This is a genomic window from Mycobacterium sp. (assembly GCF_019243155.1).
In the GTDB taxonomy this organism is placed as follows: Bacteria; Actinomycetota; Actinomycetes; order Mycobacteriales; family Mycobacteriaceae; genus Mycobacterium.
Genome location: NZ_JAFAUS010000388.1, coordinates 1 through 15,313, shown reverse-complemented (window position 1 = coordinate 15,313; position 15,313 = coordinate 1). Strand labels below are relative to the sequence as shown.

The window sequence follows — 15,313 nt, the reverse complement described above, 5'->3', positions numbered from 1 at the left end:
GGCTCGTGCTGGTCGATCAGCCGGAATGCCGTCGCCTCGTCAGCGGCATCGGCGATTTCGGTGCGTACGCCCGGGTGGGTTGCCGCGAGCTCGGTGAGCGCCGGTGCCGTCCGTGCGACGGCGATGACATCGGCACCGTGTTCGGCGAATGCCGTTGCAATTCCTCGGCCCAAGCCTCGGCTGGCCCCCACGACCAGCGTCCTCGTTCCTGACAAGTCCTTCATTTCAATGCCTTTCGGGTCGACCGCTTCGCGGCGGCTAGCTAATGGGCGCTGCATCAAGAAGCGCGGAATATTGGTGTTCTAGTGTCTTGGCGGTCCCATTGCGCCAGCTCGGCGCCAGGGTCTGCGACATCGCATCCGGGAAGATCTCGTCCTGGTCGAGTTCGACCCCGTCGAAGATCGCCTGCGCCACCGATGCGGCAGTGGCCTTAGGGATCTCAAGCCCTTTTGTCATGTCGGTGTCCACCGGGCCGGTGAGCACCGCATGGACTCGCACGCCGCGGGGCGCCAGCAGGACCCGCAGCGACTGCGTCAGATTGAGCGCGGCAGCCTTGGAGATCGAATATGCCGGGATGAGGGGTAACGGAGCGAGTGCGTTGACGGAGAGATTGTTGACTATGACTCCCCCAGAGCTCTGCAGCTTCGGCAGGAGCGCCTGGATCACGTCGAAGGTACCGAGCAGGTTCACCGCGAGGTGACGCTCGATCGACGTTCGGTCGCTGAGGTCATCGTAAAGTGCCATGCCGGCGTTATTGATCAGCATGTCAAGTGATTCGACGCGTTCGGCAGCGCGTTCGATCTGCTGACGATCGGTCACGTCCATCGTCAGCTGTGTGACCCGCCCATCGGGATGAGTCACCGGCTGGCGCGTGGCGACATATACCCGGCTGGCTTCTCTACGCAGGGCTTCTTCAACCAGCGCCCGTCCGATTCCCCGGTTGGCGCCAGTCACCAGCACCGCCTTACCTGCGATCGTCATGAATCCTCCTTGGCAACGAAAACGTGATAGCTCTCAGACAGGTAGATGCGCCACGCTGCCGGAACTGGGCGCCCGTTTTGCGCCCAGTTCGGCCCCGCGCCGGCGTCGATACTTAGAAGGGCGCGCCGTCGGCGACGCGCGGTGAGGTGGGTGGTGACGTGGGATGACAACCGAGTTGATCGAACGCGCACGCGCCGGCGACAGCGAAGCGTTCCGCTTGTTGACCGAGCCGCACCGCCGAGAACTGCAGGTGCACTGCTACCGCATGCTGGGGTCGCTCCAGGATGCCGAGGACATGGTGCAGAACACCCTCCTCGCAGCCTGGCAGGGCCTCGCGGACTTCGAGAGCCGGGCCTCCATCCGCACCTGGCTTTATCGCATCGCCACGAACCAATGCCTGAGCGCGCTGCGCGCCGCGAAGAGGCGACCGGCCAAGGAGGTCGACATCTCTACGTTTGATCTACCCGAGCCCACTCATGTCGGTGAAATCGTCTGGCTCGAACCGTTTCCCGATCACCTGCTGGAAGGGACGGAGTCCTGGGTGCTGGGCCCGGAGGCGCGATACGAACAGCAGGAATCCATCTCCCTGGCTTTCGTGACCGCGCTGCAGGTGCTTCCCGCTCGCCAGCGCGCCGTCCTGATCCTTCGTGAAGTGCTCGGCTATCCGGCCGGCGAAGTCGCCGCGATGATGGACACGACCGTGGAGTCGGTCAACAGTGCGCTCAAACGTGCACGCGCTGCTCTGCAGCGCCGTCAGCTGGACGACGACAACGCCGCACTTACGCCGAACTCTCCGGCAGAGCGGGCGCTGGTGACCAAGTTCGTCCACGCCTATCAGTCCGGCGACGTCGATGCCCTCGTCGACCTTCTGACGGCCGACGTTCGCGTCTCCATGCCACCGATCCCGCTGGAATACCACGGGCGTGACGCAGTTAGACGGTTCTACGCCAGCATCTTTCGCACTCGCGAATATGCGCTCGTACCCACCCGCGCCAATGGTCAGCCCGCCTTCGGGGCCTACCTCCGCACCGATACCGGTGCGATCCGCCGCGCCGCCGGTCTCTTGGTCCTCAGCGTCGCCGGGAATCGGATCTACGGCTTGACCCGCTTTGATAACGACGTGCTGCCCTGGTTCGGACTGCCACGAACGCTGCGCGGCTGAAGCGCTGGCGATGCGAACGGTTCGTATCCGGTGATGCCCGTTTTGACGTCACCAAGACAAAATTCCGCCACGTTGGACGACAACCTAGACTGCCACGCCGCCGACGACGCCTACTACCGTGCCATGTTGGCGAAGCGCGACAGGTGCAGCTGGTGGGCGACGGTGACCGTCTTGGTCGGGCCGTTACGGTGCTTGGCCAGGATCAGATCGGCCTCACCGCCGCGCGGGTCGTCACGGTCGAAGGCGTCGGGCCGGTTGAGCAGGATCACCATGTCGGCGTCCTGCTCCAGCGATCCGGACTCACGCAGGTCCGACAGCATCGGCTTCTTGTCGGTGCGCTGCTCCGGGCCACGGTTCAGCTGGCTGATCGCCACCACCGGGACCTCGAGCTCCTTCGCCAAAAGCTTGAGATGCCTTGAGAATTCGGATACCTCGATCTGCCGGGACTCGACCTTCTTGCCCGACGTCATCAGCTGCAGGTAATCGACCACGACCAGGCGCAGATCGGCTTTCTGCTTCAGCCGCCGCGCCTTAGCGCGGATCTCCATCATCGTCAGGTTCGGCGAATCGTCGATATACAGTGGCGCTTCGCTGATTTCGCTCATCCGCCGCGCCAAGCGCGTCCAGTCGTCGTCGTTCATCCGCCCCGAACGCATGTCGCCGAGTTTGATCTTCGCCTCGGCGGACAACAGCCGCATCACGATCTCGGACTTGCTCATCTCGAGTGAGAAGATGACGCTGGCCATCCGGTTCTTGATCGAGCACGACCGCATGAAATCTAATCCCAGGGTCGAGTTATGGGTGGGAATCATGGCATTGCTCGCCAGGTACATGTGGCTGTTGTTGTCCACTTGAACACAGCGCACGGGAACTGTCTCGACCCGGCGAACGTCCACAATGAACCGGGATCCCGAGCGCTCGGTTCCAGTGACGGCGCGACGCTCTTTATGAGCTATGGCTTTTCGCTGCAACGCGAAGACCGTGTCGTCGGTGGAGAAGGTCAGGGTATAAGCGATGCTGGACGACTCATGGCGGCCTTGGACGCGCTTAGTCGAGGTTTGGCAGCGATAGCCAAGGCTGACGACCAGTTCGGCGACATCACACGCCAACCGAAGATTCGTGACGGAAAATTGGACGGCGCCACCCGCCGTCACCGTTCCGTCAGTGTCGAGCAGCCCAGCCAGTAGGGCGCGTCGCTGCGTCTCGGACCCCCGCAGGTACTCCACCGGAATGTGCTTATTACCAAGCACTCCCAGTGTGCGTAGTCGCGCCTGCAAGGTCCCCACAGCGGAATGGCAGCTCTGGCACAACCGCAGCCCGCACGACGGTCCGGCGCAGCGAACGCAGGTTGGGCTTGGAACCGGAGCAGAGACGAACCGTGCCCGGCCTCCGCAGGAGCGGCCACAGGTCCGCACCTGGCTGGTGTGAGGAACGAAAGACTTGCCGCACACCACGCATGCACGCGGAGCCGGCTCGGCCTCCGCCGGCAGGCGCAGTTGATAGCGGTACCGAGCGGAATTCGAGGGAATTGCCACCACCCCCTCTGCTTCGATCCGCATGAGTATTTCCGGATCGGTCGTCGTAAGCTGGGCTGCGGCACTGGTGCCATCCCCTAGCCAAGCGCCGAGAGTATATGCGGGAACTAACAATTCGCGATCCGGAAGCTCAAGCGCGCGCGCGTTTAACACGCTGTGGTTCAGCCGCCGGTCTTTCGTCTCACAGCGCAAACTTTCGGCGATCTCGGCCGTCGTTCGCACCGCCGCAAACGTGCGCTGATTCTTATAGCGGTTGTAACCCACCGCCGCGGCTTGCGCCGACTTTCGGGATGCGCGGGTGTCGGTCAACCACTGATGCTCTGCATCCGCGACGATCACCGTCCCGTCGGAGAACTGCACCTCGTAGCAAGGCCGCCCCAGCATCACCTCGGTAGCGGCCACCACCCGCGTCGGTCGCCCGTCGGCGCCGATCAATTGATCACCGACGGCGACATCACTCATCGTCGTCCAGCCGGTCGGTGTGGGCAGCGGCGTGTCCAATGCGAGCGCCTTCCCGACTCCAGGTCTAGCCGCGACGATGATCATCTGCCCCGCGTGCAGTCCGTTGGTGACCTCGTCGAGTTCGGTGAACCCGGTCGGCACGCCGCGCGCGATTCCGCCGTTGGAGGCGATGGCGTCGATCTCGTCCATCGTCGGCTGCAGCAGGTCCTCGAGGGGAACGAAGTCCTCGGACGTGCGCCGCTCGGTGACCTCGTAGATCTCGGCCTGGGCGCGGTCGACGATCTCGGTTACATCGGCACCGTCCGCGCCGGCGTAGCCGTACTGCACGACCCGCGTGCCCGCCTCCACCAACCGGCGCAGCAGCGACTTCTCGGCCACGATGCCCGCGTAGTAGCCCGCGTTGGCCGCCGTCGGCACCGTCGAGATCAGGGTGTGCAAATATGGCGCTCCGCCGATCCGGCGCAACATGCCGCGGCGGTCCAGTTCGGCCGCGACGGTGACCGCGTCGGCGGGCTCGCCACGCCCGTACAGGTCAAGGATGGAGTCGTACACGCTCTGATGGGCGGGACGATAGAAATCGCCCGGCCGCAGTCGTTCCAGCACATCCGCGATGGCGTCCTTGCTGAGCAGCATCCCGCCCAACACCGCCTGCTCCGCCGCCAAGTCCTGCGGCGGCTGACGGCCGAAGTCTTCACCGGGCGACGGCGAATCCATTCCCTGAGCCAGGTCATCGACGACCGCCAATGGATTCCCTCCTCCCCTTGCATGAAGTATCGAACATACATTCGATTATCGTCGTCTTCAGCGTAAGCCGAGCCGCCGACACTTCGCCCCACAGCAGCCGCACGCCTTGCGCCGGGACGACGTTAGACGTTGCTGGCTAGTAGTTGAAAGGGTCGTTGTTTATGAAGCTGTGCATCGTGTGTGCATATCCTTCGACACCTGTGTTGAGTGGGGTGTGGAGAACCTGTGGATCAATGCAAAGGGCCAGTACATCGGTGCAGATTAGGGCCATACAACGCCACGAATTTGGTGTGGACAAGAATCTCTACGGCGTGTCGGGCCAGGTTACTGCCCCGGGCGTGTTGGTTTTCAGCCAGATTTTCGGTGCGTTACAGGCCGGTAAAGGCGATGGGGGGATCACCCCGACGAATTAGTTCGCCAGGACGCGCGTCCGCGGTCGCGTTCGATGCCGCAGCAACGCACACTCGCAGCGCAAAAAAGCCCGGCGGCGGCCATTTATGGCCACCGCCGGGAACGAGCAAATGCCGGACGCTTAGCTCTCGCCGACGACCTCGAGCGCAACCTCGACGTCGATCTCCGGGTGGAGGTGCACCGCAATCGGGTGGGTGCCGACGGCCTTGATGTGCGACTTGGGCAGCCGGACGATCCGTTTGTCCAGGTTGGGGCCGCCGGCCTTCTTGATGGCGGCGACGACGTCGCCGGCGGTCACCGAGCCGAACAACTTCTTGGAGTCCGACGCAGTCTTCACCGGCAGCGGAACGGGCCCGAGCGCCTCGATCGCCGTCTTGAGTTCGTTTGCGTGCTCGCGGTCGCGCACCACCTTGGTCTCGCGGGCCCGGCGGATATCGCCGGCCTGCTTCTCCGCTCCGCGCGAGGCGACAATCGCCATCCCGCGCGGCAACAGGAAGTTGCGGCCATAGCCGTCTTTGACCTCGACCGTGTCGCCCACGGTGCCGAGGTTTTCGACGTCAGCCGTCAGAATCAGCTTCATCGTTTCGTTCTTTCGGTTGGCGTTCGGCGGCTTATCGCGCCGAGGAGGTGAAGGGCAGCAGCGCCACTTCGCGGGCATTCTTCACCGCGATCGCGATGTCGCGCTGGTGCTGGACACAGTTCCCGGTGACGCGACGCGCCCGGATCTTGCCGCGCTCACTGATGTAAGTGCGCAGCAGCGCGGTGTCCTTGTAGTCGATTGATGAATCCTTCTTCGCGCAGAAGACGCACTTTCGCGCCTTGACCGGCTTTTCCGGAGCCGGGCGCCGCTTCGTGGACTTGGCCATCTCTGTCTTTCTATTTCGTTTCTTGCTATGGAAGTTTTTGGATTAGAAGGGCGGTTCGTCGTCGCCGCCGCCGAACGAACCCGATGCCGGGGCGCTGCCCCACGGGTCGTCGGCCGGTGCGCCGCTGCTGGCCGGGGCCGCCGACTGACGGGATCCGCCGCCACCGCCACCGCCGCCGAAGCCGCCGCCACCGCCACCACTGCGGCTGGCCTTGTTGACCTTGGCGGTTGCATACCGCAGCGAGGGTCCGATCTCGTCGACCTCGACCTCCATCACGGTGCGCTTCTCCCCTTCGCGGGTTTCGAAGGAACGTTGCTTGAGCCGGCCGGTGACGATCACCCGGGAACCACGGGTCAGGCTCTCGGCCACGTTCTCAGCGGCTTCGCGCCAGATGTTGCACCGGAGGAACAGCGCCTCGCCGTCTTTCCATTCCCCACTCTGGCGGTCGTAGATCCGAGGGGTCGACGCCACGGTGAAATTCGCGACGGCGGCACCCGACGGAGTGAACCGCAGTTCGGGATCAGCGGTCAGGTTTCCGACGACAGTGATAGTGGTGTCACCAGCCACAATTTCCTCCTGGGTCCGCTTCTCCGGTGGTGGATGTCATGAGCGTAGTTGCGCTGAGCTCTGAACAGCCTAAACATCTGCACCGACGGAGCGCCCGCGGCGCAGCCATGGCTGTTAGTGCTTGTCGGTGCGCATCACCTTGGTGCGCAATACCGACTCGTTGAGGCTTAGCTGACGGTCGAGCTCGGAGACCGTCGCGGGCTCGGCCTTCAGGTCGACGACGACGTAGATGCCTTCGGCGTGCTTGGCGATCTCGTATGCCAGCCGGCGCTTTCCCCAGATGTCGACCTTGTCGACGGTGCCGCCGTCTTTGCGGACGACGTTGAGGAACGTCTCCAATGATGGAGCGACGGTTCGTTCGTCGAGCGTGGGGTCAAGAATGACCATGATTTCGTATGGACGCATGGAAACCTCACCACCTCCTCTGGTCTGTACGGCCACGGCCTATCCGTGGCAGGAGGGTCGCCTGCGTTGGCAACCGCCCTAGGCTACCGGACGCCGGGGTAACCGTAAAAATCCGGGCGATCGGGCAACCCGATCACTTCCGAACGTCCCGGTACTCGTTGGCCCTCGCCAGCGTCGCCTCGTCGGCCTTCGCGAGGGCGCCCGCATCGAACGGCGGCTGCGGGTCGTACTCGATCAGCAGCTGCGCGGCCTGCGCGGCTTCGCGGTCGAGGAGCAGCTCGACCAGCCGCAAGGCCATGTCGATGCCGCTCGACACACCCGCGGCGGTGATGATCCGCTGGGGCAGGTGTTCGACGACGCGGTCCGGCACGTAGCGGGCGCCCAGCCCGTTGAGCAGGTCGGCGGCCAGCCAATGGGTGGTAGCGGTCAGGCCGTCGAGCAAGCCCGCCGCGGCGAGCAGCAGCGCACCGGTGCACACCGAGGTGGTGAACGTCGTGTTCGGGTGTACCGCTTGCAGCCAGGCGCACACGAAGTCGTCGTTCACCAGCTGCCGGGTGCCGATCCCGCCGGGAAACACCACGACGTCCGGCGCCCCCACCTCGTCGAAGGTGGCGTCGCAGCTGACGCCTAGCATGCCGTTCTCGGTGCGCACCTCGCCCCGGCGATGCCCGACGAACACCACATCGATCGACGGAATGCGTTGCAGCACTTCGTAGGGACCCACGGCATCGAGCGCGGTGAACCGTGGAAACAGGGGGATTGCGACCAAGGTCATGGCGCCACTCCTGCGATCCCGGCTACGCCGGCATCATCGCCGTCAGCGCGCGTCATGGCGCCGCGGCTTCGACTTCGCGCGCGTCAGCGGCGTTGCGGACGTGCGGCGTGCGGCGCTTGCCGGCCGGACGCAACCAGTCGGGCAGCCAACCTGGCGGGGCATCGGGCGCGCGGTCGAAGGGGCCGCCCGCCGGATCGTCCACCCGTCCGCCCCAGCGCACCAGGTCCTCGTCGGGCCGGTAGATCTGGCGAATCACCAACGCGCACAGCGCCACGACCGCGGCATCGCGGACCAACACCGTCGTGCTGAAGACCTGCACGGGCAGCGAGCGGTTCGGGTTGCCGTACAGGTAGTACATCCGGGGCACCCACACCAGCGCGTCGACCGTCATCCACGCCAGCAATATCCGGCGATGCGGCAACGCCAGGACCGCCAGCGGCACCAGCCACAGCGAGAACTGCGGGCTCCACACCTTGTTGGTCAACAGGAAGGCCGCCACGATCAAGAACGCGAGCTGCGCCACCCGAGGCCGGCGCGGCGCGGTGAACACGATGTATGCGATTGCGGCGCAACACAGTACGAACAGCAACGTGACCGTCGTGTTCAGCGTTGTGGGCGGCTGCCAGAACCCCAGCTTGGGGTCGAGGCCCCGCCAGCCGGTGAACGACTTGACGACGTTGAAGAGCGAATCCATGTCGTCGCCGCGTCGCGCATTGAGCCGGAAGAACTCCGACCAGCCACGCGGAAACAGCACCATGACAGGCAGATTCACCAGAAACCAGGTGGCCGCGGCCACGGCCGCTGTACGACCCAGCGCGCGCAGGCGCCCGGTCCGGATCCCCAGCACCAGCATCGGGCCAAGGAACAAAAGCGGATACAGCTTCGCGGCGGCGCCCAGTCCGATGAGCACACCGGCCAGCACCGGTTTTCGCCGTGCCCAGGCCAGTAGCCCACTCATCGCGAACGCCGTTGCCAGGGCGTCGAAGTTGGTGAAGATCTGAAAAATCACCAGCGGCGAGGCGGCCACCAGTGCCGCATCCCAGACCCGGCGCCCGGCCAGGCCCGCCGTCGCCCAGACCGTTCCCAGCCACGCCAGCGCCAGGCCGAATGCCGCGATGTTGAAGAACATCACCACCTCGGCGACAACCGGAAGCGGGGCGACCTTGCTCAGCGCCGTGTAGGTCTTGGCCAGCGCCATCGACGTGTACTGATAGATCCCGGTCAGGACGGGATACTCCATGTACCGTACTGCCGGCTTGCCGTCGTAGCGGGTCTGCGGGGCGCCGCCGGCGTCGGTCTCGATCCAGCTCGATTTGTAGGGAAACTTGCCCTGGCTCAACAACTCTGCACTGTAGAGCGGCACCGTGTCGGAATAGCACAACTCGTAGTACGCGCGCTGGTTCTCCCAATTGGCGACACGCTGATCGCCCGTCCCCGTGCCGGTGCTCTGCAGGCAGGCCGCTTTCGTCGACCAGCCGAAAGCCAAGAAGACCAACGCGATCAGAAACATCACCCGCAGGGGCGTCATCACCCGCGCGCGCCCGATCAGGGCATGCCGACCGACCGGCCCGCCGACGACATCGGTGAAAGCGGCGCCCAGAAAGTCGGTTCGGCTCGGGCAGTCGCGGTTGTCGGCGCTACGTAGATCGGCCGCCAGCGGCCGCGGTGAAATGGTGGCGCGCTGCTCCTGAGCGTCGGTCACTGTCCCGGCGGCGGAGCTTGCGGGCCGCCCGGCGGAACGCCACCCGGCTCGGGACCGCCCGGCCCGCCGCCGGGTAAAGGCGGCGCATTGGTGATCGTCGTGGGCGGGCCTACCGGGATCGTGATGCCGGGTGCCACTTCGATGGTGGGCTGGATGACGGTCTCTGCCGGCGGCAGCTTCGGCGGGGGCGGTGGCGCCGGCACACCCGCGTAACCGCCGATCTCCGTCGGCTTGGGGAAGGACTCGGTCGAGGTGCCCTTCAGGGCGCCGTCCATCGTCGACTTCCAGATGTCCGATGGCAGCCCCGAGCCGTACACCGGTCCACCCGAGGCCGTCACCAGCGGCACGTCGCCTTTGGCCGTGCCCAGCCACACCGCCGTCGACAGCGAAGGCGTGTACCCGACCATCCAGGCGTCCTTGTCCGAGTTGGTGTCCCCCAACTGCGTGGTCCCGGTCTTGGCCGCCGACGGCCTCCCGCCGGCCAGTGCGTGGCCGCGCGAGTAACTGGCGATCGGTTCCATCGCGGCGGTGACGTTGTCGGCCACGGCCTTGGGGATGCGCTGCTCGCCGTTGTTCTCGGACTTGCTCGCATCGAAAAGCACCTGGCCATCGGAGTTGACGACCTTCTGCACGAAATGCGGCCGGTGATAGAGGCCCGACGCGGCCAGGGTGGCGTACGCCGAGGCCATGTCGATCACCCGGGTCTGGTACTGGCCGAGCACGATTCCGTTGTTGGGAGGCCCACCCTTGCCGTCCTCGGACAGGGTGTGGTCCACCCCGGGGAAGCTGGTTGCGACGCCGGCCTGGTGCGCGGCGTCGGCGACGGCCACCGGACCGCCCTTGAGCTTGAGCATCAGGCGGTAGTACGACGTGTTCAGCGACTGCTTGAGGGCTTGGGCGATGTTGCAGGTACCGCAACTCTCGCCGTCGACGTTGGTGATCTTGATCCCGTCGACCGTCAGCGGCGAACTGTCGACCTGATAGCCGAGGCCGATCCCCTGCTCGAGCGCGGCGATGAGACAGAACACCTTGAACGACGACCCGGTCTGCAGCCCGGCCTGAGCGAAGTCGAACCCGTTGGCGTCCGAGCCGCCGTAATAGGCGCGGATCGAGCCGTCGTGCGGATCGATCGACACGGCCGCCGTGCGCATGTCGGGGTCTTGGCCGTCGAGGTATTTCGATACGGCCTTTTCGGCCGCCTGCTGCGCCTTCGGATCGATCGTGGTGGTGACCTGCAGCCCCTGTGTGTTGAGGGTCCGCTCGTCGATGTTGAACAGCTCCATCAACTCTTTGGTCACCTGACGCTCGATCAGCCCGTTGGGTCCCGTCGTCTGATTCTGTGCCCGCGCCTGATCCGCGGGCACGGTCTGCGGGAACGCCTGGCCGGCGCGGTCACTTGGCGACAACGCCTTGGTTTCCACCATCCCGTCGAGCACCCAGTTCCAACGCGCATTGGCGCCCTTCGGGTCGACGGCCGGGTCCAGGGTGGACGGCCGACGAATCAGCGCCGCCAACAGTGCGCCTTCCGCGACGCTGAGCTGCTCCACGGGCTTGTCGAAGTAGGCATGCGACGCCGCCGAGATCCCGTACGCGCCGCGGCCGAAATAAATGATGTTCAGGTAGGCCTGCAGCACATCGTCTTTCGACCACTCCCCCGACATCTTGGTGGCGATGACCAATTCCTTGGCCTTGCGCATCAGACCGCTGACGCCGTGCTGCGCCGAACCGACCAGCGCGTTCTTGACGTACTGCTGCGTGATCGTCGAACCGCCCTGCAGATCTCCGCCGCCGAAGAGGTTGTTGTTCACCGCCCGCGCGAAGCCGGTGAAGGAGAAGCCCGGGTTCGAATAGAAGTTGCGGTCTTCGGCGGCGATCACCGCCTGGCGGACGTGGACGGGAACCTGGTTGAGGTTGACGTCGACCCGATTGCCCTCGGGCGGGATGATTTTCGCGATCTCCGAGCCGTCGCTGGCCAGGATGGTCGAGACCTGGTTGGTGCGCAGGTCGCCGGGCTTGGGGATGTCGACGATGAAATACGCCATCCCGAAGGTGACGGCCGGCAACAGCAAGAGCACTGCTGCGGCCACATAGGCTGCTCGCCGCACCCACAGCCAGTTGATCTCATGAGTCCACGCCCAGTCGTTCCACGGTCCGCGCGGTCCGCGGGGTCCGCCCGGACCTCCCGAGCCCTCGGGCCGCCGCGGCGGGGGTGGTGGCGGCAATGGCGGTCCGCCGGGTGGGCGGCCCGCGGGTGTTGGCCGGTCGCGTCGCAGAGACGCCGCGCGACCGTCCATCGCGGCCTTGACTTCCTCGAGCGGATCGCGACGGGTCGGCGCCGTGCGGGAACTCTCCATCGCGGCCTTGACCTGATCGATGTGATCGCGACGCCGAGGCGCCTGGTCGTCGGTGACCGCCGGGAGGATCGTGGTCATCCGGTCGTCCGGTGGCACCTGACGACGGCGGCTGGGGCCCGACGACGTGTCCGGGACGTCGCCGCTTCCATGCTTCCCCACAGGTCCGGTCGCGGACGCGCTTGCGTCATTGGACGACCAGTTGTGGCGTCCTTCGTTATTCAATGGCCGTGCGGGCGCCGTTACGCGCCGTCCGTGAGCGGCCGGTGCCCTTGGGCGGGCGCGCCGCGCCGAGCACATACGACTTGACCAAGTGATTCCAGCTGCAGGTCCGGCACACCTCCACCACGTGGACCGCGAACTCCTCGAAGCGGGTTGCCAGCATGACCAATTCTTCGGCCGTCCGCGCCGAACCAGAAACCGGACCCAGGTGTTCGCCGAACACCCACGACACCAGCGTCAGCTGCTCCTTGCGGCAGATCGGGCACATGACCTGGCTGGGTTTTCCGTGAAACTTCGCGGCGCGCAGCAGATACGGGTTCGCGTCGCAAACCTCGGACACACCCGTGCGGCCCGAGTACACCTCGGCCAGCAGTGAGCGCCGCCGGAGCGCGTAATCCACCACCTGTCGCTGCAATCGCACGCCCACCAGAGTACGTCGCCGTGCGGAGCACCGATACGCAACCAAACCTGTTGCGCCCCGCGTCGCCTCAATCGGCGACCCAGAACACATATATGCCCGCGCCGAAGCGGCGCGGGACTTCTACGATCGTCCCCGTGGCGAAATGGCTCGGGACACCGCAGGCCGGCGGGGTGACGGCGTCGACTCGCGCCAAGGACACCGACCGCCAGGAAGCCTGCAAGATTCTCGACGACGCGCTGAGCGACGGCGAACTCTCCATGGAAGAACACCGGGAACGAGTGAGCACGGCCACCAAGGCCGTCACGCTCGGTGATCTGCAGTCGCTGGTGGCCGACCTGCAAGTCGACAAGGCCGCGCTGCAGTTGCCCACCGCCGACTCGCCGAGGCGCCAGCGGTTCAACCGGTGGGGCGCGCCGGCGATCGGCTTCGTCGTATCGGTGTTGCTGGGCATCGGCATCGGGTGGGGTCTGTACGGCAACACCGGGTCACCGCTCGACTTCACGTCAGACCCCGGCGCCAAGCCGGACGGAGTAGCCGCGGTCGTGTTGACGCCGCCGACCCAACTGCACTCCGTCGGCGGGCTCACCGGCCTGCTCGAGCAAATGCGCAACAGGTTCGGCAATACCGTGGGTTACCGCCTGGTGGTCTATCCGACGTACGCGGTGCTCGACCGGCCCGATCCCTCCGACGACCGCCGGGTGCTGGCCTACACCTACCGCGGCGGGTGGGGTGATCCGACCAGTTCGGCCAAGAGTTCCGCCGATGGTCCCGTCCCCGTCGACCTGAGCAAGTTCGACATCGCGGCGACCGTCGGCATCCTGCGCGGCGCTCCCGAGACCTTGCACATGAAGCAGTCCGACGTGAAAAACACGTATCTGATCGTCGAACCGGCGAGCGACCCGACCACACCCGGCGCGCTATCGCTGTCGCTGTACGTCTCCAGTGACTACGGTGGTGGCGACATCGTCTTCGCAGGTGACGGCAGCGTCAAGCGGCTGAGCCTGCCGTCTTAACCGCGGGTTCACCGAGCCGATTCCCGTCCTCGCAGCGTGACTAATAGCGAACGAACATCAGGTGGTGTTGTGGCAAATATATCGAAACGATACGATTGCGCGAGGCGTCGGACCGTCGTAACTGATCGTGCAAAGGGGGTGTCTTGATGCTGGAGCTCGCCATCCTGGGACTCTTGATCGAGTCGCCCATGCACGGCTACGAATTGCGCAAGAGGTTGACGGGTCTGCTCGGTGCGTTCCGGGCGTTCTCGTACGGTTCGCTCTACCCGGCCCTTCGCCGCATGCAGGCCGATGGGCTTCTGGCCGAGAACGCCGCCCCGGCAGGCACGCCGGTTCGGCGCGCCCGGCGGGTCTACCAGCTAACCGATGAGGGCCGTCGGCGGTTCGGTGAACTGGTGGCCGATACCGGTCCGCACAACTACACGGACGATGGCTTCGGCGTGCACCTGGCCTTCTTCAACCGGACTCCGGCGGAGGCACGGATGCGCATCCTGGAAGGTCGCCGCCGCCAGGTCGAGGAGCGGCGGGAAGGTTTGCGTGAAGCCGTAGCGCGGGCCTCCAGCTCGTTCGACCGGTACACCCGTCAGCTTCACCAACTGGGGCTCGAGTCCAGTGAGCGCGAAGTGAAGTGGCTCAACGAGCTCATCGCTGCGGAGCGGGCAACGCCCGGCCTCTCCGAGCAAACGTAAAACCGCACGAATTCGAATACCGCGACACACAAGGTTATGGAGTTAGGAGAACGCCCTATGAGTGAGCACCAGCCGCCGAAGGCGGAAGAGGCGCAGTCGGAGGTAAGGGTCGCCATTGTCGGCGTCGGTAACTGCGCGTCCTCGCTGGTTCAGGGCGTCCAGTATTACTACGACGCCGACGAGAACAGCACCGTGCCGGGCTTGATGCACGTGAAGTTCGGCCAGTACCACGTCCGCGACGTCAAGTTCGTGGCCGCATTCGACGTCGACGCGAAGAAGGTCGGCTTCGACCTCTCGGAGGCGATCTTCGCGTCGGAGAACAACACCATCAAGATCGCCGACGTGCCGCCCACGAATATCACCGTGCAGCGCGGCCCGACGCTCGACGGCATCGGCAAGTACTACGCCGACACCATCGAGGTGTCGGACGTCGAGGCGGTCGACGTGGTCAAGGCACTCAAGGACGCCGAGGCCGACGTGCTGGTGTCGTACCTGCCAGTGGGCTCGGAAGAGGCCGACAAGTTCTACGCCCAGTGCGCCATCGACGCCGGCGTGGCATTCGTCAACGCGCTGCCGGTGTTCATCGCGTCGGACCCGGTGTGGGCCAAGAAGTTCGCCGATGCCGGTGTCCCGATCGTCGGAGACGACATCAAGAGCCAGGTCGGCGCGACCATCACCCACCGAGTGATGGCCAAGCTGTTCGAGGACCGCGGTGTGCAGCTCGACCGCACCATGCAGCTCAACGTCGGCGGCAACATGGACTTCCTCAACATGCTCGAGCGTGAGCGGCTGGAGTCCAAGAAGATCTCCAAGACTCAGGCTGTGACCTCCAACGTGCACCGTGAGTTCAACGCCAAAGACGTCCACATCGGTCCCTCCGACCACGTCGGCTGGCTCGATGACCGCAAGTGGGCCTACGTCCGCCTGGAGGGTCGCGCCTTCGGTGACGTGCCGCTGAACCTGGAGTACAAGCTCGAGGTGTGGGACTCGCCGAACTCGGCGGGCGT

General features: G+C 65.3%; 15 protein-coding genes. 4 read left to right on the top strand and 11 right to left on the bottom strand.

The features are described from left to right. The coding region (locus JOZ00_RS20155; protein WP_293346941.1) for an SDR family NAD(P)-dependent oxidoreductase at positions 1-224 on the bottom strand (224 nt) is incomplete at its 3' end. Between the two features lie 34 nt (positions 225-258). Further along, positions 259-981, bottom strand: a complete 723-nt coding sequence (locus tag JOZ00_RS20150; protein ID WP_293346938.1) for an SDR family NAD(P)-dependent oxidoreductase — start codon at positions 979-981, stop codon at positions 259-261. Between the two features lie 163 nt (positions 982-1,144). On the opposite strand from JOZ00_RS20150, the gene JOZ00_RS20145 reads away from it, so the two are divergent. Then, entirely contained in the window at positions 1,145-2,143 is a 999-nt protein-coding gene (locus tag JOZ00_RS20145; protein WP_293346936.1) for a sigma-70 family RNA polymerase sigma factor, read from the top strand. 113 nt (positions 2,144-2,256) lie between these two features. Here the strand turns inward: JOZ00_RS20145 and dnaB are convergent, their stop codons facing one another. From dnaB to JOZ00_RS20100, 9 genes are all read right to left on the bottom strand, one after another. Beyond that, positions 2,257-4,884, bottom strand: a complete 2,628-nt coding sequence (gene dnaB / locus JOZ00_RS20140; protein ID WP_293346934.1) for a replicative DNA helicase — start codon at positions 4,882-4,884, stop codon at positions 2,257-2,259. A 532-nt stretch (positions 4,885-5,416) separates the two neighbouring features. Continuing rightward, on the bottom strand, positions 5,417-5,875 hold the full coding sequence (rplI, locus tag JOZ00_RS20135; protein WP_293346932.1) for a 50S ribosomal protein L9: 459 nt from the start codon (positions 5,873-5,875) through the stop codon (positions 5,417-5,419). A gap of 31 nt (positions 5,876-5,906) precedes the next feature. Continuing rightward, entirely contained in the window at positions 5,907-6,161 is a 255-nt protein-coding gene (gene rpsR, locus JOZ00_RS20130; RefSeq protein WP_293346930.1) for a 30S ribosomal protein S18, read from the bottom strand. 42 nt (positions 6,162-6,203) lie between these two features. Then, entirely contained in the window at positions 6,204-6,728 is a 525-nt protein-coding gene (locus JOZ00_RS20125) for a single-stranded DNA-binding protein (RefSeq protein ID WP_293346928.1), read from the bottom strand. Positions 6,729-6,842: 114 nt separating this feature from the next. Further along, complete coding sequence (gene rpsF / locus JOZ00_RS20120) at positions 6,843-7,133, bottom strand: 30S ribosomal protein S6 (protein ID WP_044509152.1); 291 nt, start codon at positions 7,131-7,133, stop codon at positions 6,843-6,845. Between the two features lie 133 nt (positions 7,134-7,266). Continuing rightward, positions 7,267-7,908: a DJ-1/PfpI family protein gene (locus tag JOZ00_RS20115; protein ID WP_293346909.1), complete on the bottom strand. Its 642-nt coding sequence runs from the start codon at positions 7,906-7,908 to the stop codon at positions 7,267-7,269. 52 nt (positions 7,909-7,960) lie between these two features. Beyond that, positions 7,961-9,610 (bottom strand): glycosyltransferase family 87 protein, encoded by a 1,650-nt coding sequence (locus JOZ00_RS20110; RefSeq protein WP_293346907.1) that lies wholly within the window; start codon positions 9,608-9,610, stop codon positions 7,961-7,963. Then, complete coding sequence (locus JOZ00_RS20105) at positions 9,607-12,186, bottom strand: transglycosylase domain-containing protein (protein ID WP_293346905.1); 2,580 nt, start codon at positions 12,184-12,186, stop codon at positions 9,607-9,609. Before JOZ00_RS20105 ends, JOZ00_RS20110 begins: the two co-directional genes overlap by 4 nt. Beyond that, entirely contained in the window at positions 12,179-12,604 is a 426-nt protein-coding gene (locus JOZ00_RS20100; RefSeq protein WP_293346903.1) for a DUF5318 domain-containing protein, read from the bottom strand. Before JOZ00_RS20100 ends, JOZ00_RS20105 begins: the two co-directional genes overlap by 8 nt. A gap of 134 nt (positions 12,605-12,738) precedes the next feature. Here JOZ00_RS20100 and JOZ00_RS20095 point away from each other — a divergent pair, with 134 nt between their 5' ends. From JOZ00_RS20095 to JOZ00_RS20085, 3 genes are all read left to right on the top strand, one after another. Continuing rightward, positions 12,739-13,617, top strand: a complete 879-nt coding sequence (locus JOZ00_RS20095; RefSeq protein WP_293346901.1) for a DUF1707 domain-containing protein — start codon at positions 12,739-12,741, stop codon at positions 13,615-13,617. A gap of 146 nt (positions 13,618-13,763) precedes the next feature. Then, positions 13,764-14,306 (top strand): PadR family transcriptional regulator, encoded by a 543-nt coding sequence (locus JOZ00_RS20090; protein WP_293346899.1) that lies wholly within the window; start codon positions 13,764-13,766, stop codon positions 14,304-14,306. Positions 14,307-14,363: 57 nt separating this feature from the next. Further along, positions 14,364-15,313, top strand: a 950-nt coding sequence (locus JOZ00_RS20085) for an inositol-3-phosphate synthase (protein ID WP_293346897.1), incomplete at its 3' end; no start/stop codon positions are given.